Raw genomic sequence first — 14,810 nt, forward strand, 5'->3', positions numbered from 1 at the left:
AAAAACCTTCAGGTCAGTTGAGATCGGAACGGGGGTCGAATGCATCGCGCAGGCCATCGCCGATGAAGTTGATGGCCAGGACGGTGAGCACGAGGACGGCGCCGGGAAACATCCATTGCCAGGGATATTGCTCGAGCACCACGGTGGAGCGGGCGAGATTGAGCATGTTGCCCCAGCTGGCTTCGGGCGGCGCGATGCCGAGACCGAGGAAGGAGAGACCGGCTTCGAGTAGAATGGCGTTGGCGATCTGCAGCGTGGCGTAGACGACAAGAATGTCGATGCAGTTCGGCAGGCCGTGACGGAACAGGAGATGCGGCAGCCCCGCCCCCATGCCACGGGCGGCGACGACGAAGTCACGCTCGCGCAGCTCGAGCAGCCGGGCGCGCACCATGCGCGACAGCACCGGCCAGGAGAGCAGCGAGATCACCAGGATGGTCGGCGCAATGCCGGTGCCGGCAATCGAAGCGAGCACGAGCAGGAAGATCACCGGCGGCAGCGTCATTGCGAGATCGACGAAGCGCATCACCGTGCCGTCGACAAGGCGCCCGCCGAAGCTGGCGACGGCGCCGACCAGGAAGCCGATGACGATCGATATGGCGACCGAGCATACGGCGACCAGCAGCGAGATCCGCCCGCCTTGCAGCAGCCGGGCCATGACGTCGCGGCCGACGCCGTCGCTGCCTAGCCAATGAATGGCGGACGGTCCCTTGTTGATCGCCCTGAGATCGATGGAGTTGGGGCTGAACGGCCACCATAGAGGATAGGTCGAGACTGCCAGCAGGATGGGGACGACGATAAGCAGACCGGCGCGCGCCGCACGGTTCTCAAAGAAGCGGTCGACCGCGCGGCGGAGCGGTCCCTTGGTTTTCGGCACGGCTGTCGGGTCTGGCGCGGTGATTGTCATCACGACACCTGAATGCGCGGGTCGACGACGGCATAGACAATATCGGTCAGGAGATTGACCAGGATGACGCAGATGCCGATTACCAAGGTGGCGCCCATGATCACCGGGTAATCCCTTGTGCCGACGGCGTTGACCAGCAGCAGGCCCATGCCCGGCCAGTTGAACACGCTTTCGAGGAAGATGGCGCCGCCGATCGCGATGCCGACCGTCGAGCCGATCAGGGTGATAACAGGTAAAAGCGCATTGCGGGTCGCGTGCTTGATGATCACCCAGAATTCGCGCACTCCCTTGGCGCGCGCGGTCCGCACATAGTCCTGGTTGAGCACTTCCAGCAGCGACGCGCGCATGTAGCGCATGATCAGCGCGGCGTGTCCGATGGACAGCAGGCAGGCGGGCAGGACGAGATGCGCGAGCACGTCCGATACGGAAAAAGGTGCGCCGGCGGTCTGCATGCCGCCTGATGGCGCCCAGCGCAACAGCACCGAGAAAAAGTACAGCCCGAGAAGTGCCGTCAGAAAAGCCGGGCTGGAGATGCCGACGAAAGAAACCACCGACAGAGCGATGTCGGGCAGCGTGTTACGGCGGACGGCGCTGAAGATGCCGGCGGAAATGCCGAGCACGATGGCGATGGCCAGGCCGGTGCCCATCAACAGCGCGGTTGGGCCGATGCGCTCCATGACCAGCGGCAGCACGGCAACGCCGCCGCGCTGGATCGAATAGCCGAAGTCGCCGCCGAGCGCGGCGCGAAGCCAGGCGAGATATTGCACGGGAAGCGGCTGGTCGAGCCCAAGCCGGTCGCGCAGGACTTCAACGTCGGAAGCAGACATCGGGCTGGACGGGTTGATATAGGCGTCGATCGGATCGCCGGGCGCCAGCCGCAGAAGGATGAAGATGAGGACGCTCAGGGCGACCAGCATCAACAGTCCTGTAGCGCTGCGGCGGGCAATGAAACTCAGCATTGGCTATCCGTGGTGATGGTGAGCGGGGCCGGTATCGTGCCGGCCCGTTTCATTGGCGCGCCGGCGTGGCCCGCCAGCCGTTTTTACTGGATATCCCAGCGTTCCGGGTGAGCCGCATAAGGACCGCCGGCCGGCGCCGGCGTCCAGACAAAGTCACGCAGCTTGTTGGAGGCGACGCCATAGCGATTGGCCACCCATAATGTCGCCCAGGGCAGATCCTTGTTCATCACCTTGCAGACTTGCTGCCAGGATTGATCGATCTTGGCCGGATCGGTCTGGCCGAGCGCGGCGTCCAATGCAGCGCTGAGATCGTCGAACTCGATGCGCATGGTGTTGAAGCCTGCCGGCGGGATCTGGGACTTGTTGAGACCCGGGCTGATGCCAGCCGGATTCGGGCCGTTCTGCAGGCCGGCATAGACCATCGCAAACGCGTTCCAGTCCGGCGTGCCTTCCTTGTAGACGATGCCGTTATAAGTCGGCGTATCGACGACGCGCGGCACCACATTGATCCCGACCTCGGCCAGCATCGACTGGATGGCAGCCATCACATTGGCCGCTTGCGGCGAGCCGTAATAGGTCAGCAAGGTGATCGGCTTGTCGCCGTTGATCTTGTCCCAGCCAGCCTCGGCAAGCAGAGCCTTGGCCTTTGCCGGATCATAGGCATAGGGTTCGAGGCCTTCGGGAAGCAGGTGCGGCGCGACGTAGCCGCAATTGGCCGGTTTGGCCGCCCCGCCATAGAGGCTCTCGATGATCGCATTGCGATCGATCGCGTACATGATCGCCTGGCGCACGCGAACATCCCTAAAGAGCTCGACCTTCTGGTTGAGGCCGATGTAGTTGACCACATAGGAGGCGCCCTCGATCACCTTGAAATTGCTGTCGCTCTTGAAGGATACCGCATCGTCGGGCTCGACATAGGTGAACTGGATTTCTCCGGCGCGCAGCGCGGCAACGGCCGCCGCCGGGCTTTCGAAATACCTGTTGATGAGCACGTCGACCTTCGGCTTGCCGCCGCGATAGTCGTCATCCGCGGCCAGTTCGACATATTGATCGCTAACATAGCGCTTGAACTTGAAAGGGCCGGTGCCGACCGGAGTGGTGGACCACCAGGTGCTTGTGGCCAGCGTTTCCGGCGGCATCGCGGCCAGGGCATGCTCCGGTAGGATCATCACCTGCGAGAGAACCGACAGGAAGGAGCCGTTGGGCTTCGACAATTTGACGACCACGGTGCGATCGTCCGGCGCGTCGACCGACGCGATGTCGCCGAGGCGCGCGGCAAACAAACTGCCGGAGGCTTTGTTCCTGGCGAGCTCAAGCGTGAACTTGACGTCCTTGGATGTGAACGGCTTGCCGTCATGCCAGCTCTCCTGGGCAAGGTTGAACGTATAGGTCAGCTTGTCGTCGCTGACCTTGTAGCCCTTGGCCAGATCGCCTTCGAGTTCGGTCAGATCGGCGTTGTAGATGACCAGCGGTTCAAAATAGGTGCTGAGCCAGGTAAAGCCGCCGGTCGCGGCCAGCGGATTGAAGTTCTTGGGAAAGCCGCCGGGCCCGACGTCGAAGCCCCCGGTGATGGTCTTGGCGTCCTGTGCCTGGACGCTAGTGGCCAGGCCGATGCCGCCGAGCAGCAGTCCGGTAACGGCCAGATGACGAGCGATAGTCTTGATGCGCATGGTATTCCTCCCTTTGCATTGTCAGGTAGTCCGGCGTTGGGTCAGGTAATCCGGTTTTTGGCGATGACTTGCTGAATACCCCTGTAGTGGTCGTCGAGGCGCTCGCGCGCCCGGTCGACGTCCTTGGCGGCGACGGCCTCGACGATCTCGTGATGGTCGCGCCACGTCGCCAGCGGTGTCGGATTGTCGAGGCTGGTGAAGTTCGAGGCCTTGTTGAACGCCACCCAGAAGATGTCGATCAGCGCGCTCAGCATGTGATTGTTCTGGCAGCGGAACAGCAGCTGGTGGAACTGCTGGTCCTCTTCGGCAAAGCTCTCCTGGCGCTCGGCGCGCCGCCGCATGCTTTCGGTCAGCTGGCGCAGCGCGGCGATGTCTTCGGCGCTGATCATCTCGATCGTCTTGGCGATCAGGCCGGTTTCAAGGACCCGGCGGATCTCGCGCAGCTCCTCGACGTCGCGCAACGAGTCCTGCAGGCCATATGCCAAATTATCCAGCAAGGGCTTGAACGAGAATTCCTTGACGAACACACCGATGCCGCGACGCGTCTCCAGAATGCCGATCGACTCCAGCGCCTTGATCGCTTCACGCACCGAGTTGCGGCCGACGCCGAGCCGCTGCGCCAGGAAGGTCTCCGGAGGCAAGGGGTCCCCCGCCTTGAGCTTGTTGCTCTGGATATATTTCCTGAGGCTCTCCTGCACGCTGACGTGAAGCAGCGGCGGTCGGGTCAGCGGTTCGATCGATTTTTGTTCCGAGATCAACTTGGTCTCCGAGATCGATTTGGGTTCCGGCATTTTGCTCCCAGAGCCGCTGCAAATGCGCCCGATGGCGCGTCGCAAAAGCGGTCGATGCTTGTAGCATAGCGACTTGTAGGATATCCTGCAAGCAAGAGGATTACATCGCTGAATGAAGATAGTTCTGGCCGGCTCAAGCCATTGGCACGCCGAAATGCATCTCGACGCCGCAAAGTCTTGTGGCGCCGAGATTGCCGGCATCTGGGATGAGGACGCGGAGCATGCACGCGCCTTCGCGGCGCGCCATCATTTGCCGTTCATCACCGATTTTGCGAAAATCCTCTCCAACCCGCCCGACGTGGTCCTGTTGATGGGACATCCTTCGACGGTGCCGGCGCTAGCGCGTGCCGTCATCGAAGCCGGCATACCGCTGATCCTGGAAAAGCCGGCGGCGAGCAGCACCGCAGCGTTGGCCGCGCTGCGCGACTTGGCGAGGCAGCACAAGGCGTTTGTCAGCGTTCCCCTGCCCAACCGTTTTGGGCCGGCCGTCGCTGCCTTTGAACGGCTGCGCAGCCAAGGCCGCGCCGGTGCGGTTGCGCATTGCCAGTTCCGGCTGGTCAACGGCCCGCCGCAGCGCTACGCGGCCGAAGGCGTTGCCTGGGTCGTGGATCCGGCGATCGGCGGCGGCGGCGCGCTGAGGAACCTAGGCATACACGGCGTCGACGCCGCGCTCGGTCTGGCAACAGGCGGGCTTGGACTGAAAGCCGTTTCGATCGAGAACCGCATTCACCGCGCCTTGGTCGAGGATCATGCGCTGCTTATGCTGGAAGACGCTGCCGGAACGTTGTTCATCGTCGAGGCCGGATACACTTTCGCGTCGATGCGCCCCGGCGGCGACTTCGAATGGCGCATCGTCAGTGAGAATGCGACCCTCATCGACTATGGCGACCGCGCCATCTGTGCGACGCTCGACGATGGCGCTATCGTCGACCTGGCGATCGAATTGCCGGCGACGCGCTACCGGCTGTGCATGAGCGACACGCTCGACCGGCTGGCTCGAACGGCGCCGCCGGCGACTTCAATCGATGACTATGTTGCGGCGATGTCGCTGATCGACGCCGCGTATGACAAGGCAGGACGATGATTGGAATAGGCATTATCGGAGCCGGCGATTTCGGCGCGGCCCACGCAAGGGCAATCAAGCAAGTGCACGGCCTGCATCTCGTCGCATCGTGCCGCGGGAACAACGATGCCCTGGCCGCCTTCACCAGCGAACACGGTGGTCGCGGCTACACCGACTGGCGCAAGCTGCTGGACGACAGGGATGTCGACGCCGTCCTCATCGCCAGCCCTCACCATCTCCATGCCGAGATGGCGATCGGTGCGGCAAGGGCCGGCAAGCACATCATGCTCGAAAAGCCGATGGCGCCGACGGCGGCGGCCTGCGATGCGATCAATGCCGCCGTGGCCGCCGGTGGCGTCAAGCTGATGGTCGCCCATCTCATGCATCTCGCCCTGCCCTGCATGGCCGCCAGGCAGGCGCTAGAGGAAGGAGCGCTCGGCCGGCCGCTCATCGGATCGAGCTGGATCATCAAACTCTGGATGGAGCACAATCGCCGCGACTGGCATCTGCGCAAGGCGACCGGCGGCGGCATGCTGTTGACCGCCGGCATTCATGCGCTCGACCGCCTGGTCTGGCTGATGGATGACGACGTCGTGTCGGTAAGCGCCATGCTCGGCGCCAAGTTCCATGACCAGGAAGCCGACGACACCGCCCTGCTCGGACTGCGCTTCGCCGGCGGCGGGCTCGGCCAGGTGCAGAGCGTCGGCTATCGCAATGGCGCGGCCGGCTACGCTATGGACCTGGTCTGCGAGCAGGGGACGCTGCGCATCGACATGGACCGCGGCACGATGCTTGGCCGCGATACCACCTGGATCGACCTGCCCGGTTCGTTCGAGCCGAACTGGATGCACAATGCGCTGGTGCGTGAGTGGAGCGCGATGCGCGATGCCATTGCCGACGACAAGCCGGTGCCGGTCGACGGCGCCTATGGTCGCAAGATCATCGGCATCATCGAGGCCGCCTTTGCGTCGAACGAAACCCGGCGCGAACACGAGATCGCCGGTGCGCGCTGAACCGGACGACCACCTGAGCCACTTGCCCGCACACGCGCCGCGCGGCGTCTGGGGCGCGGTGATGCTGGCCATCGACGATCGTGCAGCGATCGACTGGGAGGCGACGGGCGAGACGGTCGCACGGCTCTGTGCATCAGGTGTCGATGGCATCTATTCCAACGGCACGGCCTGCGAATTCCACTGCCAGACCGAACCCGAGTTCGACCGTCTTTGCGACCTGGTGGCCGCGATAGCCGGCCGCTCGCGCCTGCCCTTCCAGATCGGCATCAGCCAGTCCAATCCGCGCGTCGCGCGCGAGCGGTTGATGCGGGCATCGGCGCTTCGCCCGGCGGCAGTGCAATTCACCTTGCCCGATTGGTGGCCGCCCAGCGATGACGAGGTCATGCGCTTCGTCGGCGGTCTTTGCGAGACCGCGCCTGACATGCCTCTGGTGCTATACAATCCACCGCACGCCAAGCGCCGCCTGATGCTCCAAGGCATCGCCGGGCTGCGTGCGGCCGTGCCGTCGCTGGTCGGCGCCAAGCTGCCGGGCGGCGACGCCAGCTGGTACGCCGACATGCGCCGCGAACTGCCGGGATTTTCGATCTTCGTGCCCGGCCATACGCTGGCGACTGGGTATGCACTGGGCGCCCACGGCAGCTATTCCAACGTTGCCTGCCTCAACCCGAAGGGCGCGGTGACGTGGTGGCAGATGATCCGCACCAACGTCGCAGCCGCTGCCGAGGTCGAGAAGCGCATCCAGGCTTTTCTCGCCACGCACGTTCTGCCTTTTCGCGCTCGCTACGCTGTCAGCGATGCGGCGCTCGACAAAGCGATGGTGGCGGCCGGCGGCTGGGCGCCGCTTGGCCCGCGACTGCTCTGGCCCTACAGCTCGGTTCCCGACGAGGAGATCGCGACGCTGGCCGAAGCCGCACGCACGGCCTTCCCCGAATGGTGGCAGTGACCGTCGGTTTAGGGCGCTGCGGCCGCACGTCGCTCATTCGGACTGCATTCGACTTCCCTAAGTGGTGGCACGTCTGGAAATCCATCTACGCTGGCCATCAGTTCCAAATACCGTTGCGCCGACGCGGCCCACTGAAATCGGGCCGTCCTTGCGCGACCGCGTGCGATTAATTTGGCTCTGAGGCCTTTTTCGTGGACCAGGCGCATGAAACAATCGAACCATGCATTCTCATCGCAAGGTGATGCGTACAAAACCGCATCCCCGCCGATTTCGGGCAGACTGGCACGGTCCGACATGACCACCGGACATCCAAGTGTCATGGCTTCGAGGGGCGGCAGTCCGAAACCCTCAACCAGGGAGGGGAACGCGAGGCACAGGGAATCGCGCAGAAGTGCGCCGAGTTCCGCGTCCGACCTTCTTCCCAGCCAAATGACGTTCGTCGACGTCTTGTTGCCAATGCTGCCGAAAACACGGGGCGTTGACGCGCCCACAACAACAACCCGTAGCCCCGCCGCGGCAAGGCGGTCGTGCATGCCAATGATCAAGCCGACATTTTTGTGCGGGATAGAACTGCCGAGTACGACGATCGTACCAGGGCCGGCAACTGCCAGGGTTTGTTCCGAGTGACAAGAAGCCCATCGCAGCGCATGTTCATGCCCGTTACCCACAACCTCGGCCTTTGCCGCCGGGCACACGCCATAGCGCGTCAGTTCAGCTGCAGAGTATTGCGATACTGTCGCGACCTTAAGCGCGGTCCTGCCCAAGGCAGGAATTAAGGTGCGGTAAAGAAGCCGAAATGGAAATGAATAACTCTGTGGGCATGCCCGTGTATTGACGTCGTGAATGCACAGCACCTGCCGGCGTACGGCGAGAGGGCCCGTATTGCAGAGGCTGAGCAGGCCGCCGCGAAGATAGGCCGGAAGCACAGCTTGCTCCCATGCATGCCCCCCGAAGCTGCCGACAGTCCTGACACGGATCGCGGCTAAGGACAATTTGTCAAGCGTCCCCGGTGGGACCAGCAACTCGACCGTTAGATCCCGCGCCAAGGGAGCTGGGCCCACGATCAAGGCATCCAGCGCCGAAACGATCTCGCGTGCGTACCGCTGAACTCCGGTGGTCGGCTGCGCGAGAAAACGGCCGTTGATCGTCCAATGTCGTGTCATCACAGGGTTTTGGTCACCAGCGCCATGTCTCAGTTCCGCGACTTTGGACGACCAAGACGGCAGGGTCATCTTGGCCTTTGGGACGTAACCGGTCGTTTGCCCGAGAGGCTTCCCGGCAGCTCTCATCCGAATGGCGTGGCAAATCATGGGCGTTTACGCCAAATGTTTGAGGTTCGGCGTGGCGCGGCAGTGGTAGACTGCGTTGGGCAGTGCGGCAGGTCTCAATCGTCGTGCTCGGATGGATGTCAGGCAGAGTTCAGCGAATGGAGTGATGCCGAAAATGTCTGGCGCAAGACAAGCATGTTCGCGCTGATGCAGCGGCCGACCAATCCATCGCAACCAGGTTCCATTAGACGGGCCGTCGCCGCGACCAGACGTCTTTGGACAACCCTGGCATGCCTGCTTGGCATGACGGCTTCGTGCGCAGCGGATTTGCTATGGGGGGTGAACGGCCATCCCTTCAACGCCTATCCTGGGATATCGATCGAACAGCAACTCGACTATATCCGCGACCTCGGCATGAAGTCGTATCGCGTCAACATTTCCAGCGCCGACAGCGCCACCAAACTTGCCGAACTGGTCAAAGCGGGCAAGGAGCGCGGAGTCCAGATCCTACCGGTAATCACGCCCGAACTAGACCTCGACAATGAATCCGTCGATGACCTCTATGCGCAGGCCTACGATCTCGCGTCGACACTCGTATCCCGCTTCAAGGACGACATCCGCGTTTGGGAGCTTGGCAACGAGATGGAGAACTACGCTATCTTGATGCCCTGCGAGATGCAGGACAGCGGAATACAATACAACTGCTCCTGGGGCCCTGCCGGGGGCACCGAGACGTCCGACTATTTCAGTCCGCGCTGGGCGAAAGTAAGCGCAGTGTTGCGCGGTCTATCGGATGCAACCGTCGCAGTGGATCCGACCATAAGAAAAGCAATGGGAACGGCCGGCTGGGGTCACCGCGCAGCGTTCATCCGCATGCTGCAGGACGGTATCAAATGGGATATATCGGTCTGGCACCTTTACGAGGGTGACCCGGAGGAAGCATTCAAATTCCTGGCGACGTTCGGCCAACCCATCTGGCTGACAGAGTTCAACTACAGCGGCGGCAGCCAACGAGGGGAAAAGCAGCAGGCCGAAGGTCTGGTCCAGATCATGACGCTCCTGCGCAGATATCAATCTCTATATGGATTGGAAGCTGCCCATATCTACGAACTGCTCGACGAGACGTACTGGGCGCCAAGCTACGAGGCCTTTATGGGCCTCGTCCGCCTGAAGAAGCGTGACAACGGGCTATGGGCGCCGAGCGGGCAAAAGCTGGCATATGATGCCGTAAAGAAAGTCATTGCGGACGGCGATGCCGGCTTGAGTTCGCCGACGGTCTCGACGAAGAGCTTGCCGCCTGCGGCCCAGACGTCGGTACCCCCCATTGCCGATGCCGGTGCATTTCACCCCTGTTCGCTTGATGCGTTCGACAAGTCTGCCTTCAACCATGCCAACCAGATTGCATATGCTTACTGCCTAATCTTGCGTCGCATGCCGTCTCCGACCGAGCAGTGGCGCGAGGTCGTCGCGATGAAGAAGGATCCATCTATCTTTCCGACACTGACGAAGATGTTGCTTTCGGTCGAATTCAGGACTGACAATCAGCCAGTTGGGCTTGGAAATGCGCAATTTGTGGCCCTTCTCTATCGGACATTGCTGGGACGGGAGCCAGACGGCCAGGGGCTTTCTGCTTACGTATCGAAACTGGACAGCGGCGAGGTAAGTGGAGAACAGATCGTGGCGGAATTGATCCATTCGTATGAGTTTCGCTCGAGACACACGGTTCTGTTTCAGAACGAGCCTCAGCAGGGGGTTCAATGAACGTTTTCGGCCGACAGGTCGTCACTGGCGCTGTTTGGGCTGCTGTCAAGACCTGGGGCCGGCAGATCGCAATGTTCGGCGTATTTGTGGTGTGGCGCGGCACCTTGGCCCCGAGGCGTTCGGGCTTGCGGCGCTCGCCATGGTGGTGCCCAATATTCCGGCTGCTCCGGTAACGAGGGGTCTACCTGACGCCAATATCCAGCGAGAGGAAATCGATCCCATCCACCTTGGTTCGGCTTTCTGCCTCGTAGCGGCGACAGGCGTTGCGATCACTGCACTTATCTGGATATCCGCCGGTGCCGTCGCGGCCGCGTTCGACCAACCGTGTTTGGAGGCGCCCGTAAAATGGACCAGCGCCATCGTTGTGATCCAGGCGTTTGGTGTCGTACCGGCGGCAGTCCTCAAAGCGGCAACTGAATTTCGACTGTTTGCCGTCGCACGCTTACAGGCTCGGTAGTCGGCGGCGCGTTGGGGCGTAGGCATGGTTATCGCTGGTGTGTTTGCGTGTGGAGCCTCGTGTGGATGCAACTCACGAAGGCCGCAGTCGAAGCCGCCATTGCGTTGTGGTTGAGAAGAATGACCCGAAAGCGCTTGCAGCCCAAATCATCGGCCTTTCTTGGATAGTGTCCTGAAGGTTCTGCAAAAAGCTCTGGAGAGAGAACGGCCCTTGCTCTGAGGCGAGGGGCGGCCATGGCACGCTGGTGACGTTGCGACCACCGATTCCCGTGGAAGGGTAAGTGCCATGACCAAGCGAGACGTTAGACTGAGCAGAGGCGAGTTGAAAGCGTTGCTGTTGTCGGATGAGGACGGCTTTCGCAGAGTTTTGCAGACTGTCGTGCAGGAGGCTTTGGAAGCCGAGATGACGGAGGCGATCGGGGCCGAGAGAGGCGAGCGGACGACGGAGCGGGTTGGTTACCGGTCCGGCTATTACGAACGCAAGCTTGTGACGCGGGTTGGCGTGCTGGAGCTTCGGGTTCCGCAAGATCGGGCCGGCCGGTTCTCGACGGAGTTGTTCGAGCGTTATCAGCGCTCGGAGAAGGCACTGGTATCGGCGCTGGTCGAGATGTACGTGCAAGGTGTGTCGACCCGCAAGGTCAAGGCGATCACCGAGGAGCTGTGCGGCCATTCCTTCTCGGCCTCGACGGTGAGCCAGGCGACGGCGCGGCTGGATGAAGCCCTGAAGGCGTTCTATGAGCAGCGGCTTGCCGAACCTTACCCGTACCTCATTCTGGATGCGCGCTATGAGCGGGCGCGCGAGGCCGGCGTGATCGCCAGCCAGGCGGTCTTGGTGGCGATCGGCGTCGACTGGGAGGGCCGGCGCCAGGTGCTCGGTGTCGAACTGGCCAACCGGGAAAGCCATTCGAGCTGGCGCGCGTTCGTGGCAGGGCTCAAGCAGCGCGGGCTCGCCGGCGTCGAGTTCGTCGTCTCCGACGACCATCCGGGGCTCAGGGCAGCGATCCACGAAGTCCTGCCCGAGGCAGTCTGGCAGCGCTGTTACGTGCACCTCCTCAGAAACGCGCTCGACTATGTGCCGCGCAAGGTCGATGACGACTGCCTGATGGAGCTCAGATGGTTCTATGACCGGCGCGACCTGGCCGAGGTCAAGCGCGACCTGGCGCAGTGGATCGCCAAATGGCAGGCCAAATACCCGAAGCTGGTGGATTGGGTGGAGAACAACATCGAGGAGACGCTGAGCTTCTATCGGCTGCCGCTGGCGCATCACAAGCACATGAAGTCGACGAACATGCTGGAGCGGCTGAACCAGGAGATCAAGCGGCGCACCCTGGTCGTTCGCATCTTCCCCAACCCGCAGAGCTGTTTGCGGCTGGTTCGGGCATTGGCGGTGGAGATCCACGAGAACTGGCTCGAGGCGACCCGCTACCTCAACATGGATCATCTGCGCGAGCACAAGAAGGAGAACCTGAGGGCATTGGCCGCCTGAGACGCGGCCCGCCATGTCCGCCGCTCCGCTAAACACGGGGGCTGCGCGGCGGACACGCCAACGTCACCGCTGAATGCCACGCCATTTTTGCAGAACTTGACGCACACAACTTTCTTGGAGATCCAGGCAGGCGGCAAAACTGGGACGCCAGGGAGCCGCGCTGGTCGCCGATCTCTATTCGGGGGAAAAAAAGCCCAGTCGACCCGGGACCTGTACGATAAGGCCCAACCGTTCACGGCTTGGAAAGGGAAACCGCTCTTTCGCTCAGCGCCGGGCCTTGAACGACGTGAACACCGAGCCCGTGTCATCTCCCCACTCCCAGTTGACGGCGAGTCCGACCCGCAAAATTTGAAGGGCGGCATCATCGGGATAGATGTCGGTGAGGCTTCGCTGCATCACCAGTTCGTCGTCGATCAAGATTGCAAACCGATTTCCGTCGAATGCAACGCGCATGCGAAAACGTTTTCCCCAAACGACCTTGTCCGCCACATTGGTCCAAACCGCGTCATAAAGTTCCTCAAAGCCGAGCCGCTTGATGAACACCGAAATCGAAGCACCGTGGTAGACGTCGTCGAGCCAAGTCGTGACACAAACGTAGTTGTCGCTGTCTTGCCAGAAAAGCAGTCCTGCCCGGCCGCGCTGATCTTGTCCTCGGCGCTCCCCAGGAGGCTCGATTGTGACCTCGAGATCGGCGAATCCCGGTAGGTCCCATGGCAGCGAATAGAATGTTCGACCCGGGTTCGGCGTGTCTACGCTCGCGCGCACACGGGCGCTGCCCAGCCCGTCGACGTCGATGACCCCGGTGCCCAGTGTTCTGGCCCATTGCCCGCCGCCCAGCTCCGACGTGCGGCGATCTAGTTCGCCGGCAGTACCGGTAAAGCCGTCGGCGTAGGACAGGCTTGCTCCGAGTTGCTTCCAAGGTGCCCCCAGAGGCGCCATTAATGGGATGGGAACTTCGCAAGGATGAGCCTCGAAATTATGCCAGCGCGGCTCGCTGTCGAAGCTTTTCCATATACCTACTCCGGTAGCGTTCTCGACTGAATCGGCCTCGACAGACGCTTCGAAAAGGCGAAACCCGTCCAGAAAGCAGCTCACCTGACCGTTCCAGTCAAGAATCTGGACCGAATGGGTAGTACACTTGCGCAAAGCGTGTTCCGTACCGGTCACGATCGCAATCTCTTTGCCCGATTGCTTGCGCACCAAGGTCCATCCGAGCGTCGACAGTTTCAGCACCCAGAAATTGTCCTTGTCCCGAAACCGAAAGACGAGACCACACACATCCGAGACGGCGCCAATTTCCAGCAGTCCGTGGATCAATCCTGAAGGGCGACCAGGATCGACGACGGATAGGTTACCGCCAGCGTCCTGCGAAAAATGCCACCGCCCCCCGATCGCAGCGATTTGCCCCGGCCAGCCTTCAACGAGTGCATCGGCAGCGTGGGCGGTGCCAAACAGCGTCGAAAATTCAGGTATCCGCCCGACTTGAAGCGCTTGGACGCGTGTGTCGACCCGAAACCCGATCTGGCCAAGTGCCGACTGATGAACACCCGCAAACAGCTTTTCGTCCTTGTTGAAAGGATCGATCGCGATCGGACGCATCATCGGAAAAGCGGCAAGACCGTGAGCTTTTTGGTCGGCGGCCGCATAATAGATAGCGCCCTGCTCTCGCAACGCCACGACGTAATAGACATGAACGTTCTTTAGGCGCCGAAACGCACTAAGGCATTGCTTTCCTACACGAGCCCACAACTCGCCGTTTTCGCCTTCGGCGGCATGCACGACAAAGCCGCAGCCCTCTTCCACGGGATTAATCGGCGCCTCACTGGGGAACCAACCGACAGCCAGGTTCTCGTCGATGTTCGATCCCCGGTAGGTCCTGGAGGTGCTAAGCGTCCACCACCAAAAACGGCGAAGGGTGAGCCTCTTTCGTGGCGCACGCATCAGGGAAACCAGACGGCCGGGCCATGGGTCAATGCCGGGTCCTCGCAGCCAACGGTAGACTCGCCTGGCGAGGTCTTCAGGCAATGGCGATCCCTGCGATGTGTTGTGGCCGTTGGTGATCGAGACCAATAGGACCAGACCAGCCTCTCGCTGAAAGGGACCATAGGAGATCCCTTGCCGGCCCCAGCCTGGCTTGACGAGCGGCTGGAAACGAAGTGCGCCGTGATCGATCGCGATCTGACGTTCGATGTCGCGTCCTCGCCTGACACCTCCCTTAACTGCCAAGGTGCCAATTACCGCACCGCGGGCGCGTTCGTCTTGAAAATTGTCTGCGACAAGAACCTCCGGCCGGGCAACGCCGGACCCAGCCTCTTCAGCAGTTTCTGCCCAGTCATGACGGTGCAACAACTAGACCCTCCTCACGTCGTCATGGACTGCGCGAGAATCGTACGAGGTTCTTCAAGGCATCGATGACGTGTCGCAGCCCCGGGCAGAAGTCGCGCACCGTCTCGCTTTTCCCGTTTGATCACGCTTGCTGTCCTTGCATGAGATTCC

The 14,810-nt window shown here is 61.8% G+C and carries 12 protein-coding genes; 6 read left to right on the forward strand and 6 right to left on the reverse strand.

The features are described 5' to 3' along the window. Window positions 1–13: 13 nt before the first annotated feature. The 4 genes from AC0NIE_RS27020 to AC0NIE_RS27035 all read right to left on the reverse strand — a co-directional run bounded on the left by AC0NIE_RS27020 (window position 14) and on the right by AC0NIE_RS27035 (window position 4,324). Window positions 14–904 carry an ABC transporter permease gene (locus AC0NIE_RS27020; protein WP_473488770.1) on the reverse strand — a complete coding sequence of 297 codons (891 nt, stop codon included), beginning with the start codon at window positions 902–904 and terminating at the stop codon, window positions 14–16. Then, on the reverse strand, window positions 904–1,863 hold the full coding sequence (locus AC0NIE_RS27025) for an ABC transporter permease (protein WP_473488769.1): 960 nt from the start codon (window positions 1,861–1,863) through the stop codon (window positions 904–906). The genes AC0NIE_RS27020 and AC0NIE_RS27025 overlap by 1 nt, the downstream gene beginning before the upstream one ends. Before the next feature lie 83 nt (window positions 1,864–1,946). Continuing rightward, window positions 1,947–3,533, reverse strand: a complete 1,587-nt coding sequence (locus AC0NIE_RS27030) for an ABC transporter substrate-binding protein (RefSeq protein ID WP_473488768.1) — start codon at window positions 3,531–3,533, stop codon at window positions 1,947–1,949. A gap of 41 nt (window positions 3,534–3,574) precedes the next feature. Then, entirely contained in the window at window positions 3,575–4,324 is a 750-nt protein-coding gene (locus AC0NIE_RS27035; RefSeq protein WP_473488767.1) for a FadR/GntR family transcriptional regulator, read from the reverse strand. Between the two features lie 112 nt (window positions 4,325–4,436). Here AC0NIE_RS27035 and AC0NIE_RS27040 point away from each other — a divergent pair, with 112 nt between their 5' ends. The 3 genes from AC0NIE_RS27040 to AC0NIE_RS27050 are packed head-to-tail and all read left to right on the forward strand — an operon-like array spanning window position 4,437 to window position 7,343. Next, complete coding sequence (locus AC0NIE_RS27040) at window positions 4,437–5,408, forward strand: Gfo/Idh/MocA family protein (protein ID WP_473488766.1); 972 nt, start codon at window positions 4,437–4,439, stop codon at window positions 5,406–5,408. Beyond that, window positions 5,405–6,400, forward strand: coding sequence for a Gfo/Idh/MocA family protein (locus AC0NIE_RS27045; RefSeq protein WP_473488765.1), 996 nt, complete (start codon window positions 5,405–5,407; stop codon window positions 6,398–6,400). Before AC0NIE_RS27040 ends, AC0NIE_RS27045 begins: the two co-directional genes overlap by 4 nt. Then, window positions 6,390–7,343: a dihydrodipicolinate synthase family protein gene (locus tag AC0NIE_RS27050; protein ID WP_473488764.1), complete on the forward strand. Its 954-nt coding sequence runs from the start codon at window positions 6,390–6,392 to the stop codon at window positions 7,341–7,343. Before AC0NIE_RS27045 ends, AC0NIE_RS27050 begins: the two co-directional genes overlap by 11 nt. 8 nt (window positions 7,344–7,351) lie before the next feature. Here AC0NIE_RS27050 and AC0NIE_RS27055 read toward each other — a convergent pair whose 3' ends face one another. Further along, entirely contained in the window at window positions 7,352–8,269 is a 918-nt protein-coding gene (locus AC0NIE_RS27055) for a glycosyltransferase family 4 protein (protein WP_473488763.1), read from the reverse strand. Window positions 8,270–8,914: 645 nt separating this feature from the next. Here AC0NIE_RS27055 and AC0NIE_RS27060 point away from each other — a divergent pair. The 3 genes from AC0NIE_RS27060 to AC0NIE_RS27070 all read left to right on the forward strand — a co-directional run bounded on the left by AC0NIE_RS27060 (window position 8,915) and on the right by AC0NIE_RS27070 (window position 12,314). Beyond that, window positions 8,915–10,372 carry a DUF4214 domain-containing protein gene (locus tag AC0NIE_RS27060; protein ID WP_473488814.1) on the forward strand — a complete coding sequence of 486 codons (1,458 nt, stop codon included), beginning with the start codon at window positions 8,915–8,917 and terminating at the stop codon, window positions 10,370–10,372. A gap of 139 nt (window positions 10,373–10,511) precedes the next feature. Further along, on the forward strand, window positions 10,512–10,829 hold the full coding sequence (locus AC0NIE_RS27065) for an oligosaccharide flippase family protein (protein WP_473488762.1): 318 nt from the start codon (window positions 10,512–10,514) through the stop codon (window positions 10,827–10,829). 285 nt (window positions 10,830–11,114) lie between these two features. Then, complete coding sequence (locus tag AC0NIE_RS27070) at window positions 11,115–12,314, forward strand: IS256 family transposase (RefSeq protein WP_474044558.1); 1,200 nt, start codon at window positions 11,115–11,117, stop codon at window positions 12,312–12,314. Between the two features lie 264 nt (window positions 12,315–12,578). Here AC0NIE_RS27070 and AC0NIE_RS27075 read toward each other — a convergent pair whose 3' ends face one another. Next, a complete protein-coding gene (locus AC0NIE_RS27075; protein ID WP_473489086.1) occupies window positions 12,579–14,663 on the reverse strand; it encodes an oxidoreductase in 2,085 nt (694 codons plus the stop codon). Between the last annotated feature and the right edge of the window lie 147 nt (window positions 14,664–14,810).

The organism is Mesorhizobium sp. WSM4842, from assembly GCF_055901575.1.